Below are 23,294 nucleotides of genomic sequence, written 5' to 3'. Positions count from 1 at the left end.
ATGTCACACATGCTGATTGACTATTACAAGGCGATTGAAGACAGCAGCGCCAAGATGCTGGAGGCCGCCAAGCTCAAGGACTGGGATGGGGTGGTGCGCTACGAAGGCGCCTGCGCCGTGCTGATCGAGCAGCTGCGCTTCAAGTCGCAAGAGCACGAACTGCTGCCCGAGCACAAACGCGAGAAGACCCGCATCATGCAGCGCATCCTGCGCAACGATGCCCAGATTCGCTGCCTCGCTGAGCCCTGGCTGGCGCAGTTTGAACACCTGTTCGAGGGCCAGCCGCAGATGATGCACTGAGGCGTGCGCTGAGCCGCAAAAAAGCCGACCCCACGAGGTCGGCTTTTTCATGGGCGAATAGGGCTATGCCGCTTATCTATCAAGCGCAGGCAGCTATTAAATTGAGAGCGAACGGTTCCTGGCGCTTGGCATCCACCTCGCCGCGGCCAGCGATGCATCGCTCAGCCCCTGGTACCAAGAGCGTGGCGTGTCTTTGGGGATAAAAAGTGCCCATAGCGCTTGCCTACAAAGCGCAAATGCTACAAAAATAGGAGTGAAAGAAGGGCCCCTACCGACCGATACCGGCGCGCCCCACGCGAGGGATGCCCTGCAAGGGCCGCCCCGCAGCGAGGGCATCGTCTCCCTGCCCGAAACGCCCAGCGTTGCGAGAGCTGGGGGAAGGCGCGCAGCGCCTCAGGGGGGGCGTCTCTATCACACCTGCATGTTCATGATGTCGGTATAGGCTTGCACCATCCGGTTGCGCACATGCAGCGTGGCTTGAAAGCCGATCTGGGCCTTCTGGATGGCCACCATGGTTTCTTCGAGGCTGACAGAGGGGTTTTCCATCTGCACCTCGGTTTGCAGGTTCGAAGAGCGGTTTTGTGCGGCGCTGACCGACTGCAGTGCGCCTTTGAGCGCCCCCGAGAAACCCACGTCATTGGCGTCGTTTTGCGGCGCTGCAGCACGGCGCGCCACGCCAGCGCCCGTGAGCGGGGCGGTAGAGCTTGAGATGCGAAGGTCCATGGCTGTATCCGTGGGAATGGCGGTATGCTGCGTATCCTAGCCATCGCGCCGGGACCCATCGCTCTGAATTGATGGCCAAACGCGCGGCTTATCCAGCGAACATTTTGGAGGCGTGACCGAATAATCGACCCCACGCTTTGGTCCTTGCCGGGCCACCCTACTGGAAAGCAAGATGTCTGCAGTTGCTGAAATTCCTCTCACCCCCCCTGCCAGCCCGAACTGGCTGCAGCGGCTGTCTGCCCTCGACAGGGCGCAGCGCATGCGGCTGGGTGTGGGCGCGGCGCTGCTGGTGGCGGTGGCCATTGCGGCCATCGTGCTGGGGCGCCAGCCTGACTACCGCGTGCTGTTTGCCAATCTGAACGACAAAGATGGCGGTGCCATCGTGGCCCAGTTGTCGCAGATGAATGTGCCTTACAAGCACGCCGATGGCGGTGGTGCCATCCTGATCCCTGCAGACCGCGTGCACGATGTGCGCCTGCGCCTGGCCACCCAGGGCCTGCCCAAGGGTTCGGTGGCGGGTTTCGAACTGATGGAATCCAGCAAATTTGGGATGACCCAGTTCCAGGAGCGCCTGAACTTTCAGCGGGGCCTGGAGGGCGAACTTACGCGCTCCATCCAGGCGCTGTCGTCGGTGCAAGGTGCGCGGGTGCATCTGGCGCTTCCCAACCAGAACGGATTTTTCAGGGAGCAGCAAAAGCCTTCGGCGTCGGTGCTGGTGAGCCTGCACCCGGGCCGTATTCTGGACCGTGCGCAGCTGGCGGGCATCGTGCATCTGGTGGCTTCCAGCGTGCCAGAGCTGTCTCCGTCCGCCGTGAGCGTGCTGGACGATACAGGCAAACTGCTGTCCCAGTCGCCCGATACTGCCGCTGGAAACGGTGTGGATGCGCAGCAACTGCTGTATGTACAGCAGATCGAACAGCAGTACACCCGCCGCATTCTGGACATCCTGGAGCCCGTGGTGGGCCGAGACAACGTCAAGGCGCAGGTGACGGCCGAGGTGGATTTCACCCAGACCGAATCCACCTCCGAGCAGCACCGGCCCAACCTGGCCACCGATGCCAGCGCCATCCGCAGCCAGCAGGTGGTGGAAAGCACAGGTCCCCAAGGCAATCCGCTGCCCACTGGCGTGCCGGGCGCCACGACCAATCAGCCCCCTGCACCGTCTGCCGCGCCCATCAATGGCGCCAACCCGCCGCCCACCGCCGCCGGCCAGCAGGCTCAGGGCGCCCAGGCTGTGGGCAGCAAGCGCGAATCTATCACCAACTACGAGGTTGACAAGACGGTGCGCGTCACGCGCGGCGGCAGTGGTGCCCTCAAGCGGGTGAGCGCAGCGGTGGTGGTCAACTACCAGTCCACGGAAGACAAGGGCAAGACCGTGTCGAAGGCGCTCACACCCGAGCAACTGGAGCAGATGACGGCGCTGGTGCGCGAGACCATTGGCTTCAACCGGGATCGCGGCGACTCCGTCAACCTCATGAACACACCGTTCCAGGTGACCGCAACGCCAACCAGCGACATTCCGCTGTGGAAGCAGCCTGAAGTGATCGATCTGGCCAAGTCGTTTGCCTGGCCGGTGGGTGCGGTGCTGTTTGCGGCCCTGGTGCTGATGGGCTTGGTGCGTCCGGCCCTCAAGGGCACTGGCGCGGCGGCCAAGCCCCGTGCCATCCCGGTGGCCGGTGGCCAGTTGGATGCCGTGGAGTCCGAAACGCCCGAACGCCCGGCGCTGCCTGCGCCCGCCAAGAAAAACGAGGTGCTTCCTGCCACGCCGGAGCAATTGCGTCTGGAAGAGGCGCGCGTGCTGGCCAAGGAGAACCCGGTGGCTGTGGCCAATATCCTGAAGACCTGGCTGAACGGCGAGCCGGTCTAATTACCGACACCACGGACGACGACCATGGACGACCAAGGACTCAACGACGCCGCCATCATGCTGATGTCCCTCGGCGAGGAAGAGGCTGCGGAAGTGTTCAAGCACTTCTCGCCCAAGGAAGTGCAGAAACTCGGCGAAACCATTGCGCGCATGCGCTCGGTATCGCGCGAGAAAGTGGACGAGGTCATCAACAAGTTCTCCGGCGCCGCTGCTGCGCAGAGCCTGCTGGTGTCCGACACCGGTAATTACGTGCGCGCCGTGCTGCGCCGCGCGCTGGGCGACGACAAGGCGGGCCTGCTCATCGACCGCATCCTGCAGGGCGGCGACGTGTCGGGCATCGAGAGCCTCAAGTGGATGGATCCACTGTCGGTGGCTGAACTGCTGCGCAACGAACATCCCCAGATCGTCGCAGCCATCCTGGTGCACCTGGACAGCGACCAGGCGTCGGGCATCCTGATGCACCTCACTGACCGTCAGCGCAGTGAAATTTTGCTGCGCGTGGCCACGCTGGAAGGTATTCAGCCGACGGCGCTCAAGGACCTGAACGAGGTGCTGTTCAAGGTGTTGGCGGGTGGCGACAAGATCCGCAAGAGCTCTCTGGGTGGTGTCAAGGCTGCGGCCGAGATCATCAATCTGCTGGGTGGCAACATGGATGCCGTGGTGCTCGAATCCATCCGGGGTTACGACCCCGATCTGGCCCAGAAGATCATGGACAAGATGTTCGTGTTCGAAGACGTGCTCAAGCTCGACGACAAGGCGATCCAGACTGTGCTCAAGGAAGTGGCGTCCGAAACGCTCATCGTGGCACTCAAGGGAGCCGTGCCCGAGCTGCGCGAGAAGTTCCTGTCGAACATGTCCTCGCGTGCCTCCGAGGCATTGCGCGAAGACCTCGAATCGCGCGGCCCGATGCGGTTGTCCGAGGTCGAGGCTCAGCAGAAGGAAATCCTGAAGACCGTGCGTCGCTTGTCCGACGAGGGTCAAATCGTGATTGGATCCGGCGGTGATGATGCCTTCGTCTAGCCAGCGCTCTTATTCGCGCTTCATTCCCAGCGAGGAAGTGGGCGATTTCACGCAGTGGAAGTTTGGTGCGGTGGACGGCTCCGACCTGGTTGAACCAGTGGAGCCCGAGCCTGTGGCGGAGATTCCGGCTGAAATTGATGAGGCTGCGCAGCAGGCACTGATTCAGCAGGCATGTGATGACGCCTACGCTGAGGGCTTTGCCCAGGGGCAGGCCCAAACGGCGCTGGAATGGCAGCGGCGCATGGACGAATACATTGCCCAGCAAGGGCATGAAACGGCGCAGCGGCTGCAGAGCGTGGTGCAGACCCTCGATGCAAGCCTGATCGACATGCAGCAGCAGATGGCCCAGCAACTGCTGGAGCTGGCCTGTGACATTGCGCGCCAGGTGGTGCGCCAGGAACTGTCCGTCAACCCCAACGCCTTGCAGCCCGTGGTGAGGGAGGCGGTAGGCATGCTGGTGACCGAGGGGCGACCTGCCATGGTCCGCCTGAACCCTGCAGATATGGAGGCGATAGCCCAGCCTCTGCGCGAAGAAATCGATGCCCCCGGTGTGCAGTGGATGGCGGATGCTGCGGTGCCGCCGGGCGGCTGCCTGGTGGAATCAGCCGGTACGGCGGTGGACGGCAGCCTTGACAAACGCTGGCAGCGGGCCATTGCCGCACTGGGGCTCCAGTCGCCATGGCAAGAGGAAGAAGAGGGCAGTGATGGCCGTTGAATCTCCATCTGCCTGGACACGCCTGATGGACGACGCGCGTGCGCGCGTCGCTGAAGGCGCGCCGCTGGAGACGCGCGGCACGCTGACCCGGCTGACGGGCCTGGTGCTGGAGGCTGTGGGCATCCGCGTGCCCGTGGGCTCGCAGTGCATGGTCCAGATGCCGGGGCATGCCCCCGTGCTGGCAGAAGTGGTGGGTTTTTCTGCGGACCGCGCTTTTCTGATGCCTGCGGGAGATATCCACGGACTCTCCAGTGGTGCCAGTGTGGTGCCCGCTGCGCCCTACATCCCCATCCCCCGTCTCGGCGAGCCCGCGCGGGCCATCCAGCGTGCGGGTGTACTGCGCTTGCCGATGGGCGAAGGCCTGCTGGGCCGGGTGGTGGATGCGCAGGGACTGCCGCTGGACCATGGCGGGCCCGTGCAGGACGTGGTGTCTGAGCCCATGGGGCGCCGCCAGATCAATGCCATGGACCGGGACCCTGTGCGCGAATCGCTGGACACGGGCGTGCGCGCCATCAATGCCCTGCTTACCGTGGGGCGTGGGCAGCGCCTGGGTTTGTTTGCCGGTTCAGGGGTGGGCAAAAGCGTCTTGCTGGGCATGATGGCCCGCTACACACAGGCAGATGTGATCGTGGTGGGGCTTATTGGCGAGCGGGGGCGCGAGGTCAAGGAATTCGTGGAAGACATTTTGGGTGAGGATGGCCGTGCGCGATCGGTGGTGGTGGCGGCGCCTGCTGATGCGCCGCCGCTCTTGCGCATGCAGGGGGCTGCATATGCCACGGCGGTTGCCGAGCACTTTCGGGACAAGGGCAAGCATGTGCTGCTGCTCATGGATTCGCTCACCCGCTATGCCATGGCGCAGCGCGAAATTGCGCTGGCCATCGGTGAGCCTCCCGCCACCAAGGGCTATCCGCCCTCCTGCTTTGCCAAGCTACCGCAACTGGTGGAGCGCAGTGGCAATGGGCTGCACGGGGTTGGCTCGATCACGGCTTTCTACACGGTGCTGTCTGAGGGCGATGACCAGCAAGACCCGATCGCTGACGCGGCGCGTGCGATTCTGGATGGGCACATCGTGCTGTCGCGGGCTTTGGCCGAGACGGGGCATTTCCCCGCCATCGACATTGAGCAGTCTGCATCCCGCGTGATGCACAACGTGGTATCGCGCGGGCATTTTGATCTGGCGCGACGCTTTCGGGCGGTGTATTCGCGCTACCAGAAGAGCCGGGATCTGGTGCAGGTCGGTGCGTACATGAGCGGCTCCGATCCCGCCCTGGACGAAGCCATTCGCCTGCAGCCGCAGATGGCCGCCTTCTTGCAGCAGGACATGTTCGAGGCCGCCTCGATGGACCAGAGCGTGGCGGGCATGGCAGCGGTGTTGGACCATTGAACACCTGGGGTAGTCAGCCATGTCCAGCCTGAACTCGCTCGCCGTCGCTGTGGAAGTCGCCTCCCGCAAGCGGGACGACGCGCGCCAGGCGCTGCAGGACATGTTGGCTGCGCAGCAGGCGGCGCGTGCCCAGCTCGACCAGCTGGAAGATTACGCCCGAGAGACCCAGGCGCGTTGGGGCATGAAGGCCGATACCACGATGAAGCCCGAGGTGATGTACCACCACTACCAGTTCATGGACCGCCTGGGCCACGCGGCGGGTGTCCAGAATGGTGTGGTGGGAGACCACGCCCATCGGGTGGAGGCCGCCAGGCGCGCCTTGCTGGAGGCGGAATTGCGTCTGGCAAGCCTGCGCAAGGTCATGGAAAAGCGGCGCCACGACCTGGAGTTGGCCGAAATGCGAAGAGATCAGAAACAAACCGATGAGCGGGCTGCGTTGCAGTACCGCAGTGCGATTCAGGGCTCTGAGGGCCGGGAGTATTGACCATGGAACCCACCAAAATTTCTTCTCCCCAGGGCACCCAGTCCGCCCATGCCGCTCGGCACCGCTCCACAGCGCAGACCCCGGACGCTAACGAACCGGGCGCTGGCGGCTTTCTGGCGCTGCTGGCAGCTTTGGGCGATGGGGCGATGGGCGGAGGCGATGGCGCTCCGCTGGATCTGGCGGCCTCGGGTGCCGCTCCTTCCGATGTGGCTTTGTCGGACGCTGCAAAGGCGGCCATGGAGGCCTCCGCCATGGCTGCCTGGCAGGGTTTGCTGGTGCCCGGCGCCAATGTGCGGGTTGATGCTGCTGCGGCAGAGCGCGGGCAGGGCGGCAGCATTTTGAGTGCCGGAGCGCAGACCGGAGCGGTATTGGGGCTGGAAGCGCAGGGTGGTAGCGCCCAAGGGGGGCTGGCGTCCCTGGCGGGAATCCTTCCTGGAACGGACGGTCTTTCGCAAGGCATCGTGGCTGAAACAGCCAGGCTCGACACTTCGGCAGACTTGCAGGAAGGGCTCCCGCCGGTCGGCGGGATGGCGCAGGGTCGGATTTTCTCCCGCATGCAAAGTGCCTTGGCCCAGAAGGCAGATGCAGTGGAAATGTCTACAGGTCGCTCCCTCGGAGGAGGCGCTGCGCAGCAGTTGCCGGGCCATCAAGGCGTGGCCCTGGCTGCGGTGCAGATGGCCAGCGAGCGAATGGTGGGGATGCCAGTTGCTGGCGCATCGGATCGCAGTCCTGGGGGCATGGTGGACCCGGCGGGTGGCGCTGTGGTCGCCTCCGTTGCAGAGGGGTTGCTGTCTCCGGTAGCGTCCACGCGAGGTGCGGACGCTGGAGGCCGCTCTGGCGAGGGGCGTTCCAGCGCCGGGGCTTGGTTGGATAGCGGCAGCGGTTCTGCGCCGGTGGAGCCGGGCTCCCTGGATGGGGCCACGGTGTTTGCCGACCCCGCACAGGCAGGTGTTGAGGAGCAGGTCGCCGAGCAGGTGGCTTATTGGGTCAACCAGAAAACACAGAATGCGGAACTGACGCTCAACCGCGACGGGCAGCCGGTAGAGGTGTCGGTGTCACTGTCGGGCAATGAGGCCCACGTGACGTTCCGCAGCGACCAGCCGCAGACCCGTGAGCTGCTGGACCGCAGCATGGCGCAATTGAGTGAGCTGTTGCGCAGTGAGGGCCTCGTGCTGTCGGGTATGTCGGTTGGCACCTCGGCGGGGCAGCGTGACGATGCGGGTGGGGCTGAGCGGCAGGGCCAGCGCGATGGCGCTCGCCAGGCGAAGGTGGTCGCTGCAGCGCCCACTGGCACGGCTTCACTGCTGCGCGGTGGCGCCCCGGATCGCGCAGTAGACGTCTTTGTGTGAGCCCGGCGGGCAGACGGGGCTACCCGCCTGCCGCCCGCGACACCCCCCCGGTCAGGAACTCGCTCGCGCGGCGTCTTTACGCTGCTGGCGGTACGCGAGTACCGTGTTACTCCCTACCCCAGAGCATTTCTGATAGGTTGCTTTGCAGCGGTGGCTACTCCTGCATTCCATCAGGTCTTGCCGCTGCAGCGCGACCGAACGCCGTTCCGGTGCTTGCGTGCAGAGTCCATAGCGCAGTGAATGCCATGGTTTTGGGCTTTTATTCTGGCTATTATTGGTTGCAGCCCCGCCCAATAATGGGCCATCCGGTTTTGCTCGCCCATGGATTGCGCGGGCCCGGCCCGTCTCCCACCGCAAGGAATCCGCAACGTGTCAGCCAATACTCCCGCAGCGGCCCCGGCCAAAAGCAAGAAGATGCTCATCATCATCATCGGCGTTGTGGTGGCGGTGCTGGTGATTGGTGGCGGCGCGGCGGCTTGGTTCATTTCCAGCCGCTCCCATGCCGACGAAGAAGATGGGGCTGCACCAGTCCGCAAGGAGGCCCCCAAGGTGGCCCCCACGTTCCTGCCCATGGAGAACATGGTGGTGAACTTGGCAGACCCTGGCGGTGACCGGTTTGCCCAGATTGGTATCACCCTGGAGTTGGAGGATGCCAAGACAGCAGAGCAGGTGAAGCTGTATTTACCCTCCATACGCAGCGGCATCCTGATGCTGGTTTCCCAGCGGACTTCCACTGAACTGCTGCAGCGGGAAGGCAAGGAAAAGCTGGCTGCAGACATCCTGCGGGAAGTCTCCCGCCCCCTGGGTTACACGGTTCCGACGGAGCGTGCACGCGCTGCGGCGGCCGACAAGGAAGAGGATGCGGAGGACCGGCCTTCGCGTCGGCGCACAGAGCGCAACCCGGTGCACCGTGTGCTTTTTTCCAGCTTCATCATCCAATGACCCGGGCGAGGACCAGTCATGAGTGATTCATTTCTTTCCCAGGAAGAAGTTGATGCCCTTCTTGAAGGGGTTACTGGTGAGAGCCAGAAGTCGGTCGAGGAGGTCGCGGAGGCGGGCTCCGTACGCAACTACGACATTTCCAGCCAGGAGCGCATCGTCCGTGGGCGTATGCCTACGATGGAAATCGTCAACGAGCGGTTTGCACGCAACTTCCGCATCGGGCTCTTCAATTTCATCCGCCGCAGTCCTGAAATTTCGGTAGGCACGGTATCCGTGCAGCGTTACAGCGCCTTTCTGCGCGAGCTGGCGGTACCCACGAACTTCAACATTGTGGCCATCCGTCCGCTGCGCGGCAGCGGACTGATCGTGTGCGAGCCCTCGCTGGTTTTCGGCATCATCGACACACTGTACGGCGGCGTGGGCAAGTTCCAGACACGGATTGAAGGTCGGGATTTTTCGCCCACGGAGCAACGGGTCATCAACCGCCTGGTGGACGTGATCTGTGCTGAATACAAAAAGGCCTGGCAGGGCATTTACCCGCTGGAGCTGGAGTACCAGCGGTCTGAGATGCAGCCGCAGTTTGCCAACATTGCCACCCCCAGCGAAATCGTCGTATCCACGGCGTTTCAGCTGGAAATTGGGGACCTTTCGGGCGCAATCCATATCTGCATGCCCTACGCGACGCTGGAGCCGATCCGTGATGTGTTGTATTCGTCCACCCAGGGCGACTCCATTGAAGTGGATCGCCGCTGGGTTCGCGTGCTGACCCGGGAAATCCAGGCAGCCGAAGTGACCCTGGTGGCCGAATTGGCACGCGCCGACGCCACCGTGGAGCAGTTGCTGGCCATGAAGCCTGGCGATTTCATCGAGCTGGACCGAGAACCCCGCATTCGCGCATCGATTGGTGGGGTCCCCATTTTTGAGTGCCAGTACGGAACACACAATTCCAAGTACGCCATTCGTATCGAAGAATGCCTGCGCAATGCCGACATGAGCTGGCTGGGAGAAAAAGATGTCAACTGAAGAAGATAACAAGGATGCTGGCGCGGATGACCCGTTTGCGGGTTGGGCCGAGGCACTTGAAGAACAAAAGCGCACCGACGACAAGCCTGGCGACGGGGAGCAAGGTGGCCCGTTGTCTGGTGAGCCTGTACGCCCTTTCTCCGGTGGTGGCGATGGCACGGTCAACGACATCAACATGGTGCTGGACATACCCGTCCAGTTATCGGTGGAGCTTGGGCGCACCAAGGTACCCATCAAGTACATCCTCCAGCTCGCGCAAGGCTCGGTCGTGGAGCTCGATGCCCTCGCGGGTGAGCCGATGGACGTTCTGGTCAATGGCTATCTCATTGCCCAGGGCGAGGTGGTGGTTGTGAATGACAAGTTTGGTATTCGCCTCACGGACGTGGTGACGCCTTCCGAGCGTTTGCGGCGGGTCAGTCGTGGATAGTGGCAGCATGACCCAGACGCTGCTCGTGGTCGTCCTTTTTGTGGGCGCCATGGCTTTACTGCCCTGGCTTGTCCGCCGGTTGCAGCAGCGGCAGACGGCGGGCAGCGCTGGTGTGGGAGCCGCGTCCCGGGTACTGTCCGCAGTGGCTGTCGGCCCCCATCAGCGCGTGGTGACGGTGGAAGTCGGGCCCGAGCATGCGCGAACCTGGCTGGTGCTGGGCGTTACCGCTCAGCAAGTGAGCTGTCTGCATGTGTTCCCTGCTGGTCCGTCAGCCGCCCCCCATTCGGCACCCAGAGCGGAGCCTTCTTTCGCGCAGGCAGTCGCGTCCGCCGTGAACGCCCCAGGAAGCACCGCCAATGGCTGATGTATCGCTCACCCGTCGCGTGGCGCTGCTGGGAGCGGTCGCTTCTGTGGGGTTCATGGGGCATGACCTGGCCTTCGCGCAGGCGTCTGCCGGGTCCCTGCCGCTGGTGGTGGGAAGCGGTCCGTCTGGCAACAGCTACTCGGTGCCTATTCAGACACTGTTGTTCTTCACGGCGCTCTCCTTCTTGCCAGCGGTGCTGCTCATGATGACTGGCTTTACCCGGATCGTGATTGTTTTGTCGCTGTTGCGCCAGGCGCTGGGCACCCAGTCCGCGCCGCCCAACCAGGTCATCATCGGGCTGTCGCTGTTTCTCACTTTTTTTGTCATGGGGCCTACCCTGGACCGTGTGTACCAGGATGCCTATGTGCCTTACACCAATAACACCATCAGTTTTGAACAGGCTCTGGAAAAGGCCGAAGCGCCGATGCGCAGTTTCATGCTCAAGCAGACCCGGCAGTCTGACTTTGCCCTGTTTTCCCGCTTGGCGCGACTGGATTCCAGTGTGACAGCAGAAACTGCACCCCTCAGGGTGCTTGTGCCTGCATTTGTCACCAGTGAGCTGAAATCGGCGTTTCAGATCGGGTTCATGATCTTCATTCCGTTTCTGGTGATCGACATGGTGGTGTCGAGCATCCTCATGTCTTTGGGCATGATGATGTTGTCTCCGGTGCTAGTGGCGCTGCCGTTCAAGCTCATGCTGTTTGTGCTTGCGGACGGCTGGAACCTGCTGATCGGCTCGCTGGCTGCCAGTTTTGTACCCTGAAGGAGCTGCCAATGACTTCACAAATGGTGCTGACCATCGGGCGTGATGCGCTGACATTGCTTCTGATGATTTCGATGCCCGTGCTCGGGGTCGTCATGGCGGTGGGATTGCTCGTGAGCATTTTTCAGGCCGTAACCCAGATCCACGAAGCGACGCTTGCGTTTGTTCCCAAGCTCATTGCTGCGATGGTGGTTTTTGCCATTGCAGGCCCCTGGATGCTCAGCACCCTGGTGGACTTTATCCGCCGGACCATCGAATCGATTCCTTCGATGATTGGCTAGCCCGGTGAGAGGGCGAGCTATGGGTTTTTTCCTGAAGCCGGGTCCTCCAGACGCCCGCTTCGAAGCCCGTTGAGGATCGTGTGATCACTTTCACCGAGGCTCAGCTGATGGCTTGGCTTTCGCCCATTCTGTGGCCCTTTTTGCGCGTGCTGGCCGTGTTCTCGGTCGCGCCGGTGTTCTCCATGCGCACAGTTCCCATGCGCGTCAAAATTGGACTGGCGTTTCTGGTGGCACTGTGCGCGCAGGGTGTGCTGGGTGATCAGCCGGTCATCAGCGTCAATGGTCGTGAGGCGTTTGGTGCTGTTGCTCAGCAGGTGGCCGTGGGCCTTGCGATCGGTTTCTCTGTCAGGCTGGTGTTTGCGGCCGTGGAACTGGCGGGTGAAATCATCGGTTTGCAGATGGGCTTGAATTTCGCGTCGTTCTTTGACCCGTCGTCCAATGCGCAGATCAGCGCCGTTGCGCGGTTTTTTGGGCATATGGCCATGCTGCTGTTCGTGGTCATCAATGGCCACTTGCTGATCCTGATGGCCGTGGTGAAAAGCTTTGACCGCTTTCCTGTCGATGGAAATTTTTTGCAGGCGCTCGGGCAGATGCGCCTTTATGAACTGGGCTCGTCGCTGTTCGCCAGCGCGCTCTGGATTGCTCTGCCGATGATTGCGCTGTTGCTGTTTGTCAATTTGACGCTGGGCATCATTTCCCGCGTGGCACCGCAAATGAATATCTATGCGGTCGGCTTCCCCGTGACGTTGACGGTAGGCATGCTGGGTATTGTGGCCACACTGCCGCTACTGGAGCAACCCGTGCTCGCGCTCATGCAGCAGGCAGTCGATCTGTTTGCTGCTCAGCGGTAGACATAAGTGGCGCTGGGGACAGGTTCAGACCAGCTGGTTTCGGATGGCGTAGACGGTAAGCTCCGCATTGTTGGACAGCTTGAGCTTTTCCAGCACCCGTGAACGGTAGACACTCACTGTCTTTGGACTCAGCATCAGCTCTTCTGCAATGTCCGACAGCCTGCGTCCGGACGCGATTTTGACCAGCGTTTGCAGCTCCCGCTCCGACAAGGCCGTGTGTGGCGCTTCCGGCGTAGGCTGTGCCAGGCTGTCCGCGAGCATCTGCGCCACTTCTGCCGTGAGGTACTTGCGTCCCTGCATGACGGTCCGCACGGCAGCAATCAGCTCGACCGGGTCCCCTGCCTTGTTGGCATATCCTTGCGCGCCAGCTTTCAGGCAGCGCAGGGCGTACTGATCTTCTGGATACATCGAGACCACCAGCACCTTGATGGCGGAATGGGTTTCGCGCAAGCTGGTGAGCACCTCCAAGCCGCTGCGGCCCGGCATATTCAAGTCCAGCAGCAATACGTCGCAGGCGGCGGAGCGCAAGACCTCGCGCAACTCGGAATATCCTCCGGCCTCGCCAGTTACCTGGATGTCGGGCGCGTCGGCCAGCGTGTCGCGTATTCCACGCCGCAAGACGGCGTGGTCATCGCACAGGACCACATGAATCACTGCGCATCTCCTGGAGCTGGTGGTGTTGGGTGCGATGTTAGCGGTATGGACAGGATCACGGACGTGCCTTGGCCGGGCCGACTGCTGATGTCCAGCCATCCCCCCACGGTCCGGGCACGCTCATGCAGGCCTTTGAGCCCAAAGGCTTTTGGTTTTTCGAGCATGCAGGGGTCAATGCCTTGCCCATCGTCAGTCACTTCCAATGTCAGGACATCCTCTTTGTCGGAGAGGTCAATGTGCACTGTGCGGGGATGTGCGTGTTTGGAGATGTTGGTCAACGCCTCCTGCGCTGTGCGATAGGCAACCAGCTGAATATCTGCGGTGGCCCGGATAGATTCGCTGCTGCTGATAACCCGGGCGGGAATGCCCGAGCGACGCTCAAATCCGGCGGCAAGCCATTGCACCGCTGCCACCAGCCCCTGTTCAAGAATCGGGGGGCGCAGGTTCATCATGATGCGTTGGCTTGCTCCAATGGCATGCTGCAGCATCTCTGCCGCTGAGGCTGCATGCTCTTGCATCTCCGTATTGGTGCTATGGCGTCCGATCCATGCCACATCGAACCTGACGGCGGTCAGTGCGCCGCCGATATCGTCATGGATCTCGCGGGCAATGGACGCACGTTCCTGCTCGATCGAGGTTTGCAGATGTTCCGTCAGGTCAGCCAGTCGGCGCTCCGAGGCTTCCAGTTGCGCGACAGCCAGTTCGCGCGCGTGACGGGCTTCATGAACCTCCAGGGCGCGTGCAATGACATGCGGCAGTCGCTGAAGGTCGTCTTTAAGCAGGTAATCGGCAATGCCCAGGCGGATCGCATCTACAGCTGCTGCCTCGCCGATGGCTCCCGACAGAAGGATAAAGGGGGGGTGTTGCGGCTTTTGCACCACATGTGCCCACGCGTCCAATGCCGTGAAGCCGGGCAGCCGGTAATCTGCCAAGATGATGTCGAACGGCTGGATATCTGTGAGCCGCTGGAATTCGGAGAGCGAATCCACCCGATGGAGGTGGCAGTGGAGACCGGAGCGCCGCAGGGTCAATGCGGTCAACTCATGATCTGCCAGTGAATCTTCAAGATGCAGGATGTTGAGGGTCTGGTCTGATGCTATGGTGACCATAGGAGCGCTATCATAGGATACAAATTGGAACAAACAAGGGTGTTTGTCCGATTGGGATGGTTTCAGCGTCAGCGTCCAATGGGCGCTGACACCACGGTGCACACGGGCTTGGGGCCACTGTGCGGGTGTCGTAGTTCTGTGTTTTTGCGTGCTTTGCTGCTGCGTGCCGCGATGGAGAAACGATGCAATCTACGCTAACAACGTCTGGAGGACCTGCTGTCCAGGTTCCCGTCATGGTGGCGGCAGAACTGCAGGATTCGTTGCTGGTCGTTATGCATGACCTGCATCGCCTGGAAGGACTGCTCAACCATGCTACCGATAACCTGCTGGAACGCTTTGGGGAGGCAAACGCGGTGCTGACGGATGCTGCCGTTGCAGATTCCCCGGAGCTGGTAGCTGCCCGCGCTGCGCTGCGCAGTGCAGTGACTGAGTTGCAGTTCCAGGATATGGCGTCCCAGCTGATATGGCACACGACCAAGGTGCTTCAAGGATGCGCGTTCCGTTTGGCTTCCGAAGCCATGGGCAATGAAGATGGCGAAGAAGCGGCGCCCTTTGCGGAGATGGCGCCCGACCGGCCTAACCCTGTCACGCAGAGCGAGATGGATGCCGGTTCGGTGGACCTGTTCTGATCTTTACATCACTGGTTAACCTATATATTTAAGTCAGTTGGAGCCTTACATGCAATCGATCCTTGCCGTAGATGATTCACCGTCCATGCGGAAAATGGTGTCGTTCACTCTGACGGGTGCCGGCTATCACGTCGTGGAGGCGGTGGATGGGCAGGATGCCCTGGAAAAGGCCGAGAGCCACAATATTGATCTTGTGCTCGCTGACCAGAACATGCCCCGGCTTGACGGGATCGGGCTCACTCGGAAACTGCGTGAGAACCCTAAGTTCAAGACCATTCCCATTCTGATCCTCACCACCGAGTCCAGTGATCAGATGAAGCAGGCGGGACGTACTGCTGGCGCGACCGGCTGGTTGGTCAAGCCCTTCGATCCCAATCGCCTGATTGAAGTTATCCAGAAAGTGATCCGCTGAGTCGGGTTGTCCGGGATCACCAAGTACACAGGAGCCCATGATGGCGGAAACTTACCAAGAAGGATCGGGTGCAGGTGCTGACTTCGACCTGAGCCAGTTCTATCAGATCTTTTTCGAGGAAGCGGGCGAAAACCTGGACCAGATGGAGCAGATGCTTCTGGATCTGGATTTGAGTAGCGCCAATGACGAAGAACTCAATGGCATCTTCCGGTGCGCCCATTCCATCAAGGGTGGTTCAGCCACTTTTGGATTCTCGGATGTTGCGGAGTTGACCCACCAGATGGAGTCTCTCCTGGATCGCTTGCGCCGCCACGAGCTCCAGCCGATTCCGCAGATGGTGGATGTGCTTCTCGAATCTGCCGACGCCTCACGGAGCCTGCTGGCCCGCCACCAAGCAGGTGGGCAGGGCGAAGCTGTTTCCACCACCTCACTGGTGCGTCGCATTAGTGAACTTGCTGCAGGGTTGGTCCCCGGGGATGCCCCTGCTGTCGCTCCGCCCCCGCCGCCGGCCGCACCTGCTCCAACTCCAGCTCCACAGGCTGCAGCACCAGCGCCGGCACCGAAGGTAGTGACACCGGCGGTGGCCGGACAGGCGCGGACCCTGGAGATTCAGATTGGTCCCTTGGATCGACTGGAGCAGGCGGATGCCATCAAGGAGCTTTTTCGGGATATCCCGGGCCTCGGGGCGATCCGTGACATAGAAAGTCCACAGGCCAATACGCGGAGTTTCGCGGTGGAAACCACCTCCACCAACGACGATCTGCTCGACCTGTTTGCCTTTCATGTGGCCAAGGAACAGGTGCTGATCCGTGACGCTGCGGCGCCAGCGTCCGGCGCTGCCGCCGACGAGGATGAAGAAACGATCCTTGCTGCTGGCGCCGCAGGGGGTGAGGCCTACGGTTTCTTCAGCGAAGCGCCTGGCGCCCCACGTGCGGATGCACCTCACGCAGCGCAGGCCCCAACCCAAGCTGTGAAGGTTGCTGCAGCCCCCAAGGCCAGCGAGCCGAAGGTTGCCATGCAGGCGCAGATGGAGTCCACGACCATTCGGGTCGATGTGAAAAAGGTCGACCAGCTCATCAATCTGGTGGGCGAACTGGTGATCACCCAGGCGATGCTGGCGCAAAACAGCCGGGGCCTGGATGCTGGGGCGTACCAGCAGTTGCTGGCAGGGCTGGCTGACCTGGATCGCAATACCCGCGATCTTCAGGAGTCGGTCATGTCGATCCGCATGATTCCGATGTCCATTGTCTTTAGCCGTTTCCCCCGCATGCTCCGGGACCTGGCCAACAAGCTGGGCAAGAAGGTGGAACTGGTGACGCTGGGCGAAGCCACCGAACTGGACAAGGGGCTGGTGGAAAAGATCACCGATCCGCTGACTCACTTGGTGCGCAACAGTTGCGACCACGGTATTGAGATGCCCGCAGACCGATTGGCCAAAGGCAAATCCGAGCATGGGACCATCACGTTGTCTGCCTCTCACCAAGGCGGCTCGATCGTGATTGAGGTACGCGACGATGGCCGTGGGCTCTCGCGCGAGAAGATTCTCAGCAAGGCCCAAGAGCGTGGCATTGAAGTGTCCGAGCAGATGAGCGACGCGGAGGTCTGGCAATTGATTTTCGCGCCCGGCTTCTCCACAGCTGACGAGGTGACGGATGTGTCCGGGCGTGGCGTGGGAATGGATGTGGTCAAGCGCAACATCGCTGCACTCAATGGTTCGGTCGAAATCGATTCCGCTGAAGGCTACGGAATGAAGGTTTCTGTGCGCCTGCCACTGACGCTGGCCATCATGGATGGCATGTCCGTGGGGGTGAGTGATGAGGTCTACATTCTTCCGCTGTCTTCGGTGGTGGAGTCCTTCCAGGTCAATGCAGACGATGTGAGCACCGTGGCCCAAGGTTCGCAACTGGTGAAAGTGCGCGATGAATACATGCCGGTGATTGCGCTGGAGAAAATTTTCCAGGTGCCGCGTTTCGATCCCAACAAATCCAGCAACATCATGGTGGTGGTCGAGGCGGATGGCAGCCGTGTGGCGCTGTTGGTCGATGAGCTGCTGGGCCAACACCAGGTGGTGGTCAAGAACCTGGAGTCGAACTACCGCAAGGTTCCCAACGTATCGGGGGCCACCATCTTGGGTGACGGCACGGTCGCACTCATTCTGGACACAGGCGGCTTGGTGCGCAGGGCGCGCCACTAGATTCAAGCGGCCGTTCCCAGGGGCACGGCGCTGTCACGAAAGGAGAAGCACCATGAGTGTGATGGGTAAAACAGCAGAGGCGGTGCCAACGGGCACCCGTGAATATCTGACTTTCCGTCTCGACCAGGAAGAGTACGGTATCGACATCCTGAAGGTGCAGGAGATACGTGGCTATGAGCCACCTACACGGATCGCGAACGCCCCTAACTTCATCAAGGGTGTCGTCAATTTGCGCGGCACCATCGTGCCCATCGTTGACATGCGGCTCAAGTTCAACTGCGCGCAAGCCGACTACAACAGCTTCACGGTGGTCATCATTCTGAACCTTCGCAATCGGGTGGTCGGAATCGTGGTGGACTCCGTCAGCGATGTGATGGAGCTGACACCTGAGAGCATCCGTTCGGCGCCTGATATCGAAAGCGCCATCGACAACAGCTGCATCCTGGGGCTGGGGTCGGTGGGGGAGCGGATGCTGATTTTGCTGGACATCGAGAAACTCATGTCCGGCGTAGACATGGGGCTGGTGACTGCCAACGAGTAGGACTCCTCCGTCACCAACGTGGTGGACCCGGCACCTGCCAGATTTCAGGTGTGGCTTGCAGATCTCTAGGAGCGAACAGGATTTCCCGTCGGATGATCAATATGGCCCAACCCACCAGTGCCTCTTCAACAGCCCGGCCTCCCGTTGGCAGGGCGGATCCAGCGTTTGCCGCTGCTGCAGCGCCGTCGGGGCCGCTGGCTCAAGGGCGTGAATTCGTCTGGACCAATGCAGATTTTGCGCGGGTGCAGGCCTTGATCTATCAACGGGCCGGGATCAGCTTGCACGATGGCAAGCACGCCATGGTGTATAGCCGCCTTTCACGCCGCTTGCGGGACACGGGCCACAGCAGCTTCCACGACTATCTGGGATGGCTGGAGACGCACGACGGGCCGGAGTGGCAGGAGTTCATCAATGCCCTGACCACCAACCTCACTGCGTTCTTCCGCGAGCAGCACCACTTTGAGATTTTTGCTTCGCACCTGCGGAGCAAGCCGTCTGCCAGCTGGAAGGTTTGGTGCAACGCGGCATCCACCGGAGAAGAGCCTTATTCCATTGTCATGACCGCATTCGAGGCGCTGGGAGCCAACGCTTCTTTCAAGCTGACTGCCAGTGACATTGATTCCCGCGTGCTGGCGACGGCGGCGCAAGGGGTGTACCGCCTTGACAGTCTCAAGGGGCTGAGCCCGGAGCGCCTGCAAAAGTTTTTTCTGCGGGGAAAGGGTGGCAACCTGGGGATGGTGCGGGCCAAGCCGGAGTTGCGCCGCGCGATTGACTTTATGAGCGTGAACCTCATCCGGGATGACTGGCCGTTCAAAGAGCCCTTCGATGTGGTTTTCTGCCGCAATGTGATGATCTACTTTGACGCCGCCACGCAGCGACGCGTGCTGGAAAGGATTCACCGGGTCCTGAAACCCGGGGGCATGCTGTTTGTGGGGCATGCCGAAAACTTTAGCGAGTCCAGAGACCTGTTTACGCTGCGTGGCAAGACCGTGTACGAGCGTCGATGACCTGCCATGTTGCCTCGCACCTAGCCCATGACCAATATTCCATCAGGATCCTCTCTTTCTCCGGCCGCCGCCTCTTCTGGCGCGTCCGAGCGGCGCCGTGCCCCTCGCATTGCGCCGTTGAGTGCGGACATCTACTCTGCGGGGGCAGGTCCTGCAAGGGAATCATCGCTGCAAGATCTCAAAGCGCGCAGCCGCAAGCCTGGGGAAGCATCCTTTTTCTACCTGGACCATCATTTCCAGCACAACGCTGTGAAGGTACTTCCTGGTGAGTATTTCGTCGGTGACGAGAACATGATCATCATGACCGTGTTGGGGTCGTGTATTGCCGCCTGCTTGTGGGACAGCCGCGCGCATGTGGGAGGGATGAACCATTTCATGCTGCCCGATGGTGACGTGGCGGATGCGTCGGGCCGCTATGGTTCGTACGCGATGGAACTGCTGATCAACGAGATGCTCAAGCTGGGCGCCCGGCGCGAGACCATGCAGGCCAAGATATTTGGCGGGGCGCAGGTCATGCACAACTTCACGACCATGAACGTCGGTGAACGCAACACCAATTTTGTTTTGAACTACCTGCACACGGAGCGGATTCCCATCGTCTCCGAGGATGTATTGGATATTTATCCGCGCAAGGTGGTTTTTTTCCCCATCACGGGGAAGGCCATGGTCAAGCGATTGGCACACGCACATCCCGAAACCCTGGTGGCCCAGGAAGTGCGTGGCAATGCAGCTACTGTGGCAAAGACTACCTCGGGCGGTTCTGTCGATCTGTTTTGAGGAAGGCGTGAGTTAATGAGCAGGAAAATCCGGGTGATCGTGGTGGACGATTCGGCGCTGGTCCGTAGTCTGCTGTCCGAGATCATCAACCGGCAGCGGGACATGGAGTGCATTGGCACGGCCAACGATCCCTTGGTGGCGCGCGAGATGATCCGCGAGCTCAATCCTGATGTCATCACACTGGATGTTGAGATGCCACGGATGGATGGCATCGATTTTCTGGGGCGTCTGATGCGCTTGCGCCCGATGCCTGTGGTGATGATTTCCACGCTGACGGAGCGGGGCGCCGAGGTGACCATGAAAGCGCTCGAACTGGGTGCCGTCGATTTTGTGGCCAAGCCCCGGGTGGGGCTGGCCAGCGGCCTCAATGATCTCGCTGCGCAGATCGTGGACAAGATCCGTGTGGCTGCGGTCGCCCAGGTCCGCCGTGCACCCGTGCGTGACGCTGCACCAGCGGGGGGCGGCGCCGGGGCTGCTGTTGCGCCCCCAGCCTCGGCTCTCCTGGGCCGTCTATCCACCGAAAAGCTGATCTGTATTGGTGCTTCCACAGGGGGGACGGAGGCTATCAAGGAGGTGCTGGTGCAAATGCCGGCGGATTCGCCCGCGATTGTCATTACCCAGCACATGCCTCCAGGGTTCACCACCAGCTTTGCTGCCCGCTTGAATGGCTTGTGTCAGATTACGGTCAAAGAGGCGGTCAATGGCGAGCGCATCTTGCCTGGCCATGCCTACATCGCGCCGGGGGGCACCCAGTTCCATGTAGCACGCAGTGGTGCCAACTATGTGGCGGTGGTGGATGATGGTCCGCCCGTGAATCGTCACAAGCCCTCGGTGGAAGTGCTGTTCAAATCTGCCGCCGCAGTGGTTGGACGCAATGCCTTCGGCATCATGCTCACTGGAATGGGTAATGATGGAGCGGCTGCGATGCGCGAAATGAAGGACGCCGGCAGCTACAACTATGTGCAGGATGAGGCGACCTGTATTGTCTTTGGCATGCCGCGTGAGGCCATCGCCCATGGCGCTGCTGATGAGGTTCTGCCGCTGGGGCAGATCGCGCCTGCGCTGATCACCCGTCTGCGCGGCGCTACTGATCGGCTGCACCACCGCATCTGATGGAATAACGCGGCCCTTGAGCGCTGCAGGCTGGATGGTTTCCTGCGGGCCGCGCTATGTTCCCCGACCGGCTAACGCTATGCGGACAGGGCTGTCCAGCGCTCCAGTGCGGCCATCAACTCGTCTTCGATCGCGCCCGCCCTCGCGGTCATGACTGCTGCCCGCGCCGGATCGGTGCTGTAGAGGGTCCCATCTGCCAGTGCCTCTTGGAGCGCCTGCTGTTCGGATTCCAGGCTGGCGATCTGCGCCGGGAGCTGATCCAGTTCGCGCTGCTCCTTGTAGCTAAGCTTCTTTTTTGATAGCTGCTCGGGCTTGTTGGATAAGCGCTGATCGGCATTTTGACTCAAACTGTCCGCATCAACCTTTTTGGTGGCGGGTGCTGAAGCGTTGAGAGCCCTACTGCGCTTGGATTGCAGCAGCCAGTCCTGCACGCCGCCTTCGTACTCTCGCCACAGTCCATCGCCTTCAAATGCGATGGTGCTGGTGACGACGTTGTCGAGAAAGGTTCGGTCGTGGCTGACGAGGAAGACCGTACCTTCATAGTTCTCCAGCAACTCTTCCAAGAGATCCAGCGTGTCGATGTCCAGATCGTTGGTGGGCTCATCCAGCACCAGGACGCTGGCAGGACGCGCGAACAGCCGCGCCAACAGCAAGCGGTTACGTTCCCCACCCGATAGCGAGCGAACCGGAGAGTGCGCGCGGGCCGGAGAGAACAGGAAATCGCTCAGATAGCTTTTCACGTGTTTGCGCTGGTTGCCAATCTCGATCCATTCGCTGCCCGGGCTGATGAAGTCTTCCAGCGTGGCATCCAGATTGACCGCGTGGCGCATCTGGTCGAAATACGCAACTTGCAGGTTGGCTCCCTGGCGGATGGAGCCCTCGTCAGGCGCGAGCTCGCCAAGGATCATCTTGAGGAGCGTGGTCTTGCCTGCACCGTTGGGGCCAATCAGTCCCACCTTGTCGCCGCGCAGAATGGTCCCCGTGAAGTTGCGAACAATGGTCTTGTCGCCGAACGATTTGCCCACCCCGGTCAGTTCAGCGACGATCTTGCCCTGGTAGCCATTGGAACCCCCTGTTGCCACATCCATGCGAACGCTGCCGACCACCTCGCGACGTGCTTCGCGGCGCGCACGCAAATGCTCCAGGCGGCTGATGCGGCTCTGGCTGCGGGTACGGCGTGCTTCGACGCCACGGCGTATCCAGACCTCTTCCTGTGCCAAAAGCTTGTCGGCCTTGGCTGAGATGACAGCCTCTTGGGCCAGCTGCTCTTCTTTCTGTATCTGGTATTGCGCGAAGTTTCCGGGGTAAGACCGGAGCTGGCCTCGGTCGAGTTCCACAATGCGCGTGGCGACCCGGTCCAGAAACGATCGATCATGGGTGATGGTGACGACGCTGCCAGGAAAGTCGAGGAGAAGGTCCTCCAGCCATTCAATCGAATCAAGATCCAGATGGTTGGTCGGCTCATCCAGCAACAGTACGTCTGGGCGTGCCACCAAGGCTTGTGCCAAGGCCACGCGTTTTTTGGTTCCGCCCGACAGCGTGCCGACCACCGCGTCCGGATCAAGGTGCAGCCGCTGCAGGGTTTCCTCCACCCGTTGCTCCCAGTTCCAGGCGTCATACGCTTCAATCTCCGACTGCAATGCATCCAGGTCCAGTCCTTCCGCACCCGACAGGTACTGATCGCGGATCGCGATGACACGCTGCAATCCTTCGGATGCCGACTTGAAGATGGTGGCGGTAGCGTCCAGGGAAGGTTCCTGGGCCACAAATGCAATCCGCACTCCTTGCTGTACCTGGAGCGAGCCGTCGTCAGGTTTTGCCAGGCCTCCAAGAATTTTGAGAAGCGAGGACTTGCCCGCTCCATTGCGGCCGATCAGGCCGACACGTTCCGCAGTCTCCAGAGAAAAGCCAGCGTGGTCCAGCAATGCAACATGCCCAAATGCGAGTTGGGCGTCCAGTAAGGTGATAAGTGCCATAAGAGCAAGATTATCGGGGCGGGGCCGTATAAGCCCGTTGGGGATCTTCGGCGCCGCCTCGCTGGGCTCGTCTCTTCACATGGCTAGTGCTGTGCATGTGACATGCATTTGCAGCACTGTGTGTGCCCCTGTTGCTCTGGCCGCGTTCCGGTAGAACCCAAACATCTCATGAGTCGGACGCTCTTGCCGTCTAGAGGTTGCAGCGGGAGCACTTGCCTCGTGGTCTTGCGAATTTTCGTCTCCCACCTTTCCAAGCCTTCTAAATTAGTGCTATAGTCGAGGGCTTCGCTACTGAGGCGGTTCTGCAGAAATGCGGTGATGCTGAAGATGTGGGTGGTGATGGGGTCTAGGCTCTGTTGCTGCTGATGTCGAGAAGGTGGAAGAAGAAA

General features: G+C 61.2%; 25 protein-coding genes. 21 read left to right on the top strand and 4 right to left on the bottom strand.

Going from position 1 to position 23,294, the window contains the following annotated elements; genetic code table 11:
* A complete protein-coding gene (locus KW832_RS21530) occupies positions 1 to 300 on the top strand; it encodes a flagellar protein FliT (RefSeq protein WP_010466046.1) in 300 nt (99 codons plus the stop codon).
* A 411-nt stretch (positions 301 to 711) separates the two neighbouring features.
* Here the strand turns inward: KW832_RS21530 and fliE are convergent, their stop codons facing one another.
* A complete protein-coding gene (fliE, locus tag KW832_RS21525) occupies positions 712 to 1,023 on the bottom strand; it encodes a flagellar hook-basal body complex protein FliE (protein ID WP_055398288.1) in 312 nt (103 codons plus the stop codon).
* A gap of 172 nt (positions 1,024 to 1,195) precedes the next feature.
* On the opposite strand from fliE, the gene fliF reads away from it, so the two are divergent.
* The 13 genes from fliF to fliR all read left to right on the top strand — a co-directional run bounded on the left by fliF (position 1,196) and on the right by fliR (position 12,493).
* Positions 1,196 to 2,890: a flagellar basal-body MS-ring/collar protein FliF gene (gene fliF, locus KW832_RS21520; RefSeq protein WP_055398287.1), complete on the top strand. Its 1,695-nt coding sequence runs from the start codon at positions 1,196 to 1,198 to the stop codon at positions 2,888 to 2,890.
* 24 nt (positions 2,891 to 2,914) lie between these two features.
* Entirely contained in the window at positions 2,915 to 3,910 is a 996-nt protein-coding gene (gene fliG, locus KW832_RS21515; RefSeq protein WP_055398286.1) for a flagellar motor switch protein FliG, read from the top strand.
* Positions 3,894 to 4,625 (top strand): flagellar assembly protein FliH, encoded by a 732-nt coding sequence (locus KW832_RS21510; protein WP_218301585.1) that lies wholly within the window; start codon positions 3,894 to 3,896, stop codon positions 4,623 to 4,625. The genes fliG and KW832_RS21510 overlap by 17 nt, the downstream gene beginning before the upstream one ends.
* On the top strand, positions 4,615 to 6,009 hold the full coding sequence (gene fliI / locus KW832_RS21505; protein WP_121508460.1) for a flagellar protein export ATPase FliI: 1,395 nt from the start codon (positions 4,615 to 4,617) through the stop codon (positions 6,007 to 6,009). The genes KW832_RS21510 and fliI overlap by 11 nt, the downstream gene beginning before the upstream one ends.
* Before the next feature lie 19 nt (positions 6,010 to 6,028).
* Positions 6,029 to 6,493 carry a flagellar export protein FliJ gene (gene fliJ / locus KW832_RS21500; protein WP_055398283.1) on the top strand — a complete coding sequence of 155 codons (465 nt, stop codon included), beginning with the start codon at positions 6,029 to 6,031 and terminating at the stop codon, positions 6,491 to 6,493.
* Between the two features lie 2 nt (positions 6,494 to 6,495).
* The gene (locus KW832_RS25765) at positions 6,496 to 7,842 is read left to right on the top strand and encodes a flagellar hook-length control protein FliK (RefSeq protein WP_255577896.1); all 1,347 of its coding nucleotides are present in this window, start codon (positions 6,496 to 6,498) and stop codon (positions 7,840 to 7,842) included.
* Positions 7,843 to 8,211: 369 nt separating this feature from the next.
* Complete coding sequence (fliL, locus tag KW832_RS21490; protein ID WP_055398282.1) at positions 8,212 to 8,784, top strand: flagellar basal body-associated protein FliL; 573 nt, start codon at positions 8,212 to 8,214, stop codon at positions 8,782 to 8,784.
* Positions 8,785 to 8,802: 18 nt separating this feature from the next.
* The gene (fliM, locus tag KW832_RS21485; RefSeq protein WP_010466026.1) at positions 8,803 to 9,807 is read left to right on the top strand and encodes a flagellar motor switch protein FliM; all 1,005 of its coding nucleotides are present in this window, start codon (positions 8,803 to 8,805) and stop codon (positions 9,805 to 9,807) included.
* Complete coding sequence (gene fliN, locus KW832_RS21480) at positions 9,797 to 10,234, top strand: flagellar motor switch protein FliN (RefSeq protein WP_055398281.1); 438 nt, start codon at positions 9,797 to 9,799, stop codon at positions 10,232 to 10,234. The genes fliM and fliN overlap by 11 nt, the downstream gene beginning before the upstream one ends.
* A gap of 7 nt (positions 10,235 to 10,241) precedes the next feature.
* The gene (locus KW832_RS21475; RefSeq protein ID WP_218301586.1) at positions 10,242 to 10,598 is read left to right on the top strand and encodes a flagellar biosynthetic protein FliO; all 357 of its coding nucleotides are present in this window, start codon (positions 10,242 to 10,244) and stop codon (positions 10,596 to 10,598) included.
* A gap of 55 nt (positions 10,599 to 10,653) precedes the next feature.
* On the top strand, positions 10,654 to 11,361 hold the full coding sequence (fliP, locus tag KW832_RS21470; RefSeq protein ID WP_121422887.1) for a flagellar type III secretion system pore protein FliP: 708 nt from the start codon (positions 10,654 to 10,656) through the stop codon (positions 11,359 to 11,361).
* 11 nt (positions 11,362 to 11,372) lie between these two features.
* Entirely contained in the window at positions 11,373 to 11,642 is a 270-nt protein-coding gene (fliQ, locus tag KW832_RS21465; RefSeq protein ID WP_015015801.1) for a flagellar biosynthesis protein FliQ, read from the top strand.
* Positions 11,643 to 11,722: 80 nt separating this feature from the next.
* Positions 11,723 to 12,493 (top strand): flagellar biosynthetic protein FliR, encoded by a 771-nt coding sequence (gene fliR, locus KW832_RS21460; RefSeq protein WP_055398277.1) that lies wholly within the window; start codon positions 11,723 to 11,725, stop codon positions 12,491 to 12,493.
* Positions 12,494 to 12,517: 24 nt separating this feature from the next.
* Here fliR and KW832_RS21455 read toward each other — a convergent pair whose 3' ends face one another.
* Positions 12,518 to 13,147 carry a response regulator transcription factor gene (locus KW832_RS21455; RefSeq protein WP_121421275.1) on the bottom strand — a complete coding sequence of 210 codons (630 nt, stop codon included), beginning with the start codon at positions 13,145 to 13,147 and terminating at the stop codon, positions 12,518 to 12,520.
* The gene (locus KW832_RS21450; RefSeq protein ID WP_218301587.1) at positions 13,144 to 14,256 is read right to left on the bottom strand and encodes an ATP-binding protein; all 1,113 of its coding nucleotides are present in this window, start codon (positions 14,254 to 14,256) and stop codon (positions 13,144 to 13,146) included. The genes KW832_RS21455 and KW832_RS21450 overlap by 4 nt, the downstream gene beginning before the upstream one ends.
* A gap of 182 nt (positions 14,257 to 14,438) precedes the next feature.
* Between KW832_RS21450 and KW832_RS21445 the strand changes: the two genes are divergently transcribed.
* From KW832_RS21445 to KW832_RS21415, 7 genes are all read left to right on the top strand, one after another.
* Positions 14,439 to 14,885 (top strand): hypothetical protein, encoded by a 447-nt coding sequence (locus KW832_RS21445; protein ID WP_010466010.1) that lies wholly within the window; start codon positions 14,439 to 14,441, stop codon positions 14,883 to 14,885.
* A 49-nt stretch (positions 14,886 to 14,934) separates the two neighbouring features.
* Positions 14,935 to 15,297 carry a response regulator gene (locus tag KW832_RS21440; protein ID WP_010466008.1) on the top strand — a complete coding sequence of 121 codons (363 nt, stop codon included), beginning with the start codon at positions 14,935 to 14,937 and terminating at the stop codon, positions 15,295 to 15,297.
* A gap of 40 nt (positions 15,298 to 15,337) precedes the next feature.
* Entirely contained in the window at positions 15,338 to 17,491 is a 2,154-nt protein-coding gene (locus KW832_RS21435) for a chemotaxis protein CheW (RefSeq protein ID WP_218301588.1), read from the top strand.
* Between the two features lie 52 nt (positions 17,492 to 17,543).
* Positions 17,544 to 18,032 carry a chemotaxis protein CheW gene (locus KW832_RS21430; RefSeq protein ID WP_010466005.1) on the top strand — a complete coding sequence of 163 codons (489 nt, stop codon included), beginning with the start codon at positions 17,544 to 17,546 and terminating at the stop codon, positions 18,030 to 18,032.
* A 101-nt stretch (positions 18,033 to 18,133) separates the two neighbouring features.
* Positions 18,134 to 19,039: a CheR family methyltransferase gene (locus tag KW832_RS21425; protein WP_121421273.1), complete on the top strand. Its 906-nt coding sequence runs from the start codon at positions 18,134 to 18,136 to the stop codon at positions 19,037 to 19,039.
* 27 nt (positions 19,040 to 19,066) lie between these two features.
* The gene (gene cheD / locus KW832_RS21420; protein WP_055398273.1) at positions 19,067 to 19,816 is read left to right on the top strand and encodes a chemoreceptor glutamine deamidase CheD; all 750 of its coding nucleotides are present in this window, start codon (positions 19,067 to 19,069) and stop codon (positions 19,814 to 19,816) included.
* Positions 19,817 to 19,831: 15 nt separating this feature from the next.
* Complete coding sequence (locus KW832_RS21415) at positions 19,832 to 20,929, top strand: chemotaxis response regulator protein-glutamate methylesterase (protein ID WP_055398272.1); 1,098 nt, start codon at positions 19,832 to 19,834, stop codon at positions 20,927 to 20,929.
* A 77-nt stretch (positions 20,930 to 21,006) separates the two neighbouring features.
* Here KW832_RS21415 and KW832_RS21410 read toward each other — a convergent pair whose 3' ends face one another.
* On the bottom strand, positions 21,007 to 22,905 hold the full coding sequence (locus tag KW832_RS21410; protein ID WP_218301589.1) for an ATP-binding cassette domain-containing protein: 1,899 nt from the start codon (positions 22,903 to 22,905) through the stop codon (positions 21,007 to 21,009).
* Positions 22,906 to 23,294 lie beyond the last annotated feature (389 nt).

Source organism: Acidovorax sp. sif0632 (genome assembly GCF_019218805.1).
Lineage (GTDB): Bacteria > Pseudomonadota > Gammaproteobacteria > Burkholderiales > Burkholderiaceae_C > Acidovorax > Acidovorax facilis.
The sequence above is the reverse complement of the archived record's forward strand: the minus strand, read 5'-3'. Positions and strand labels throughout refer to the sequence as shown.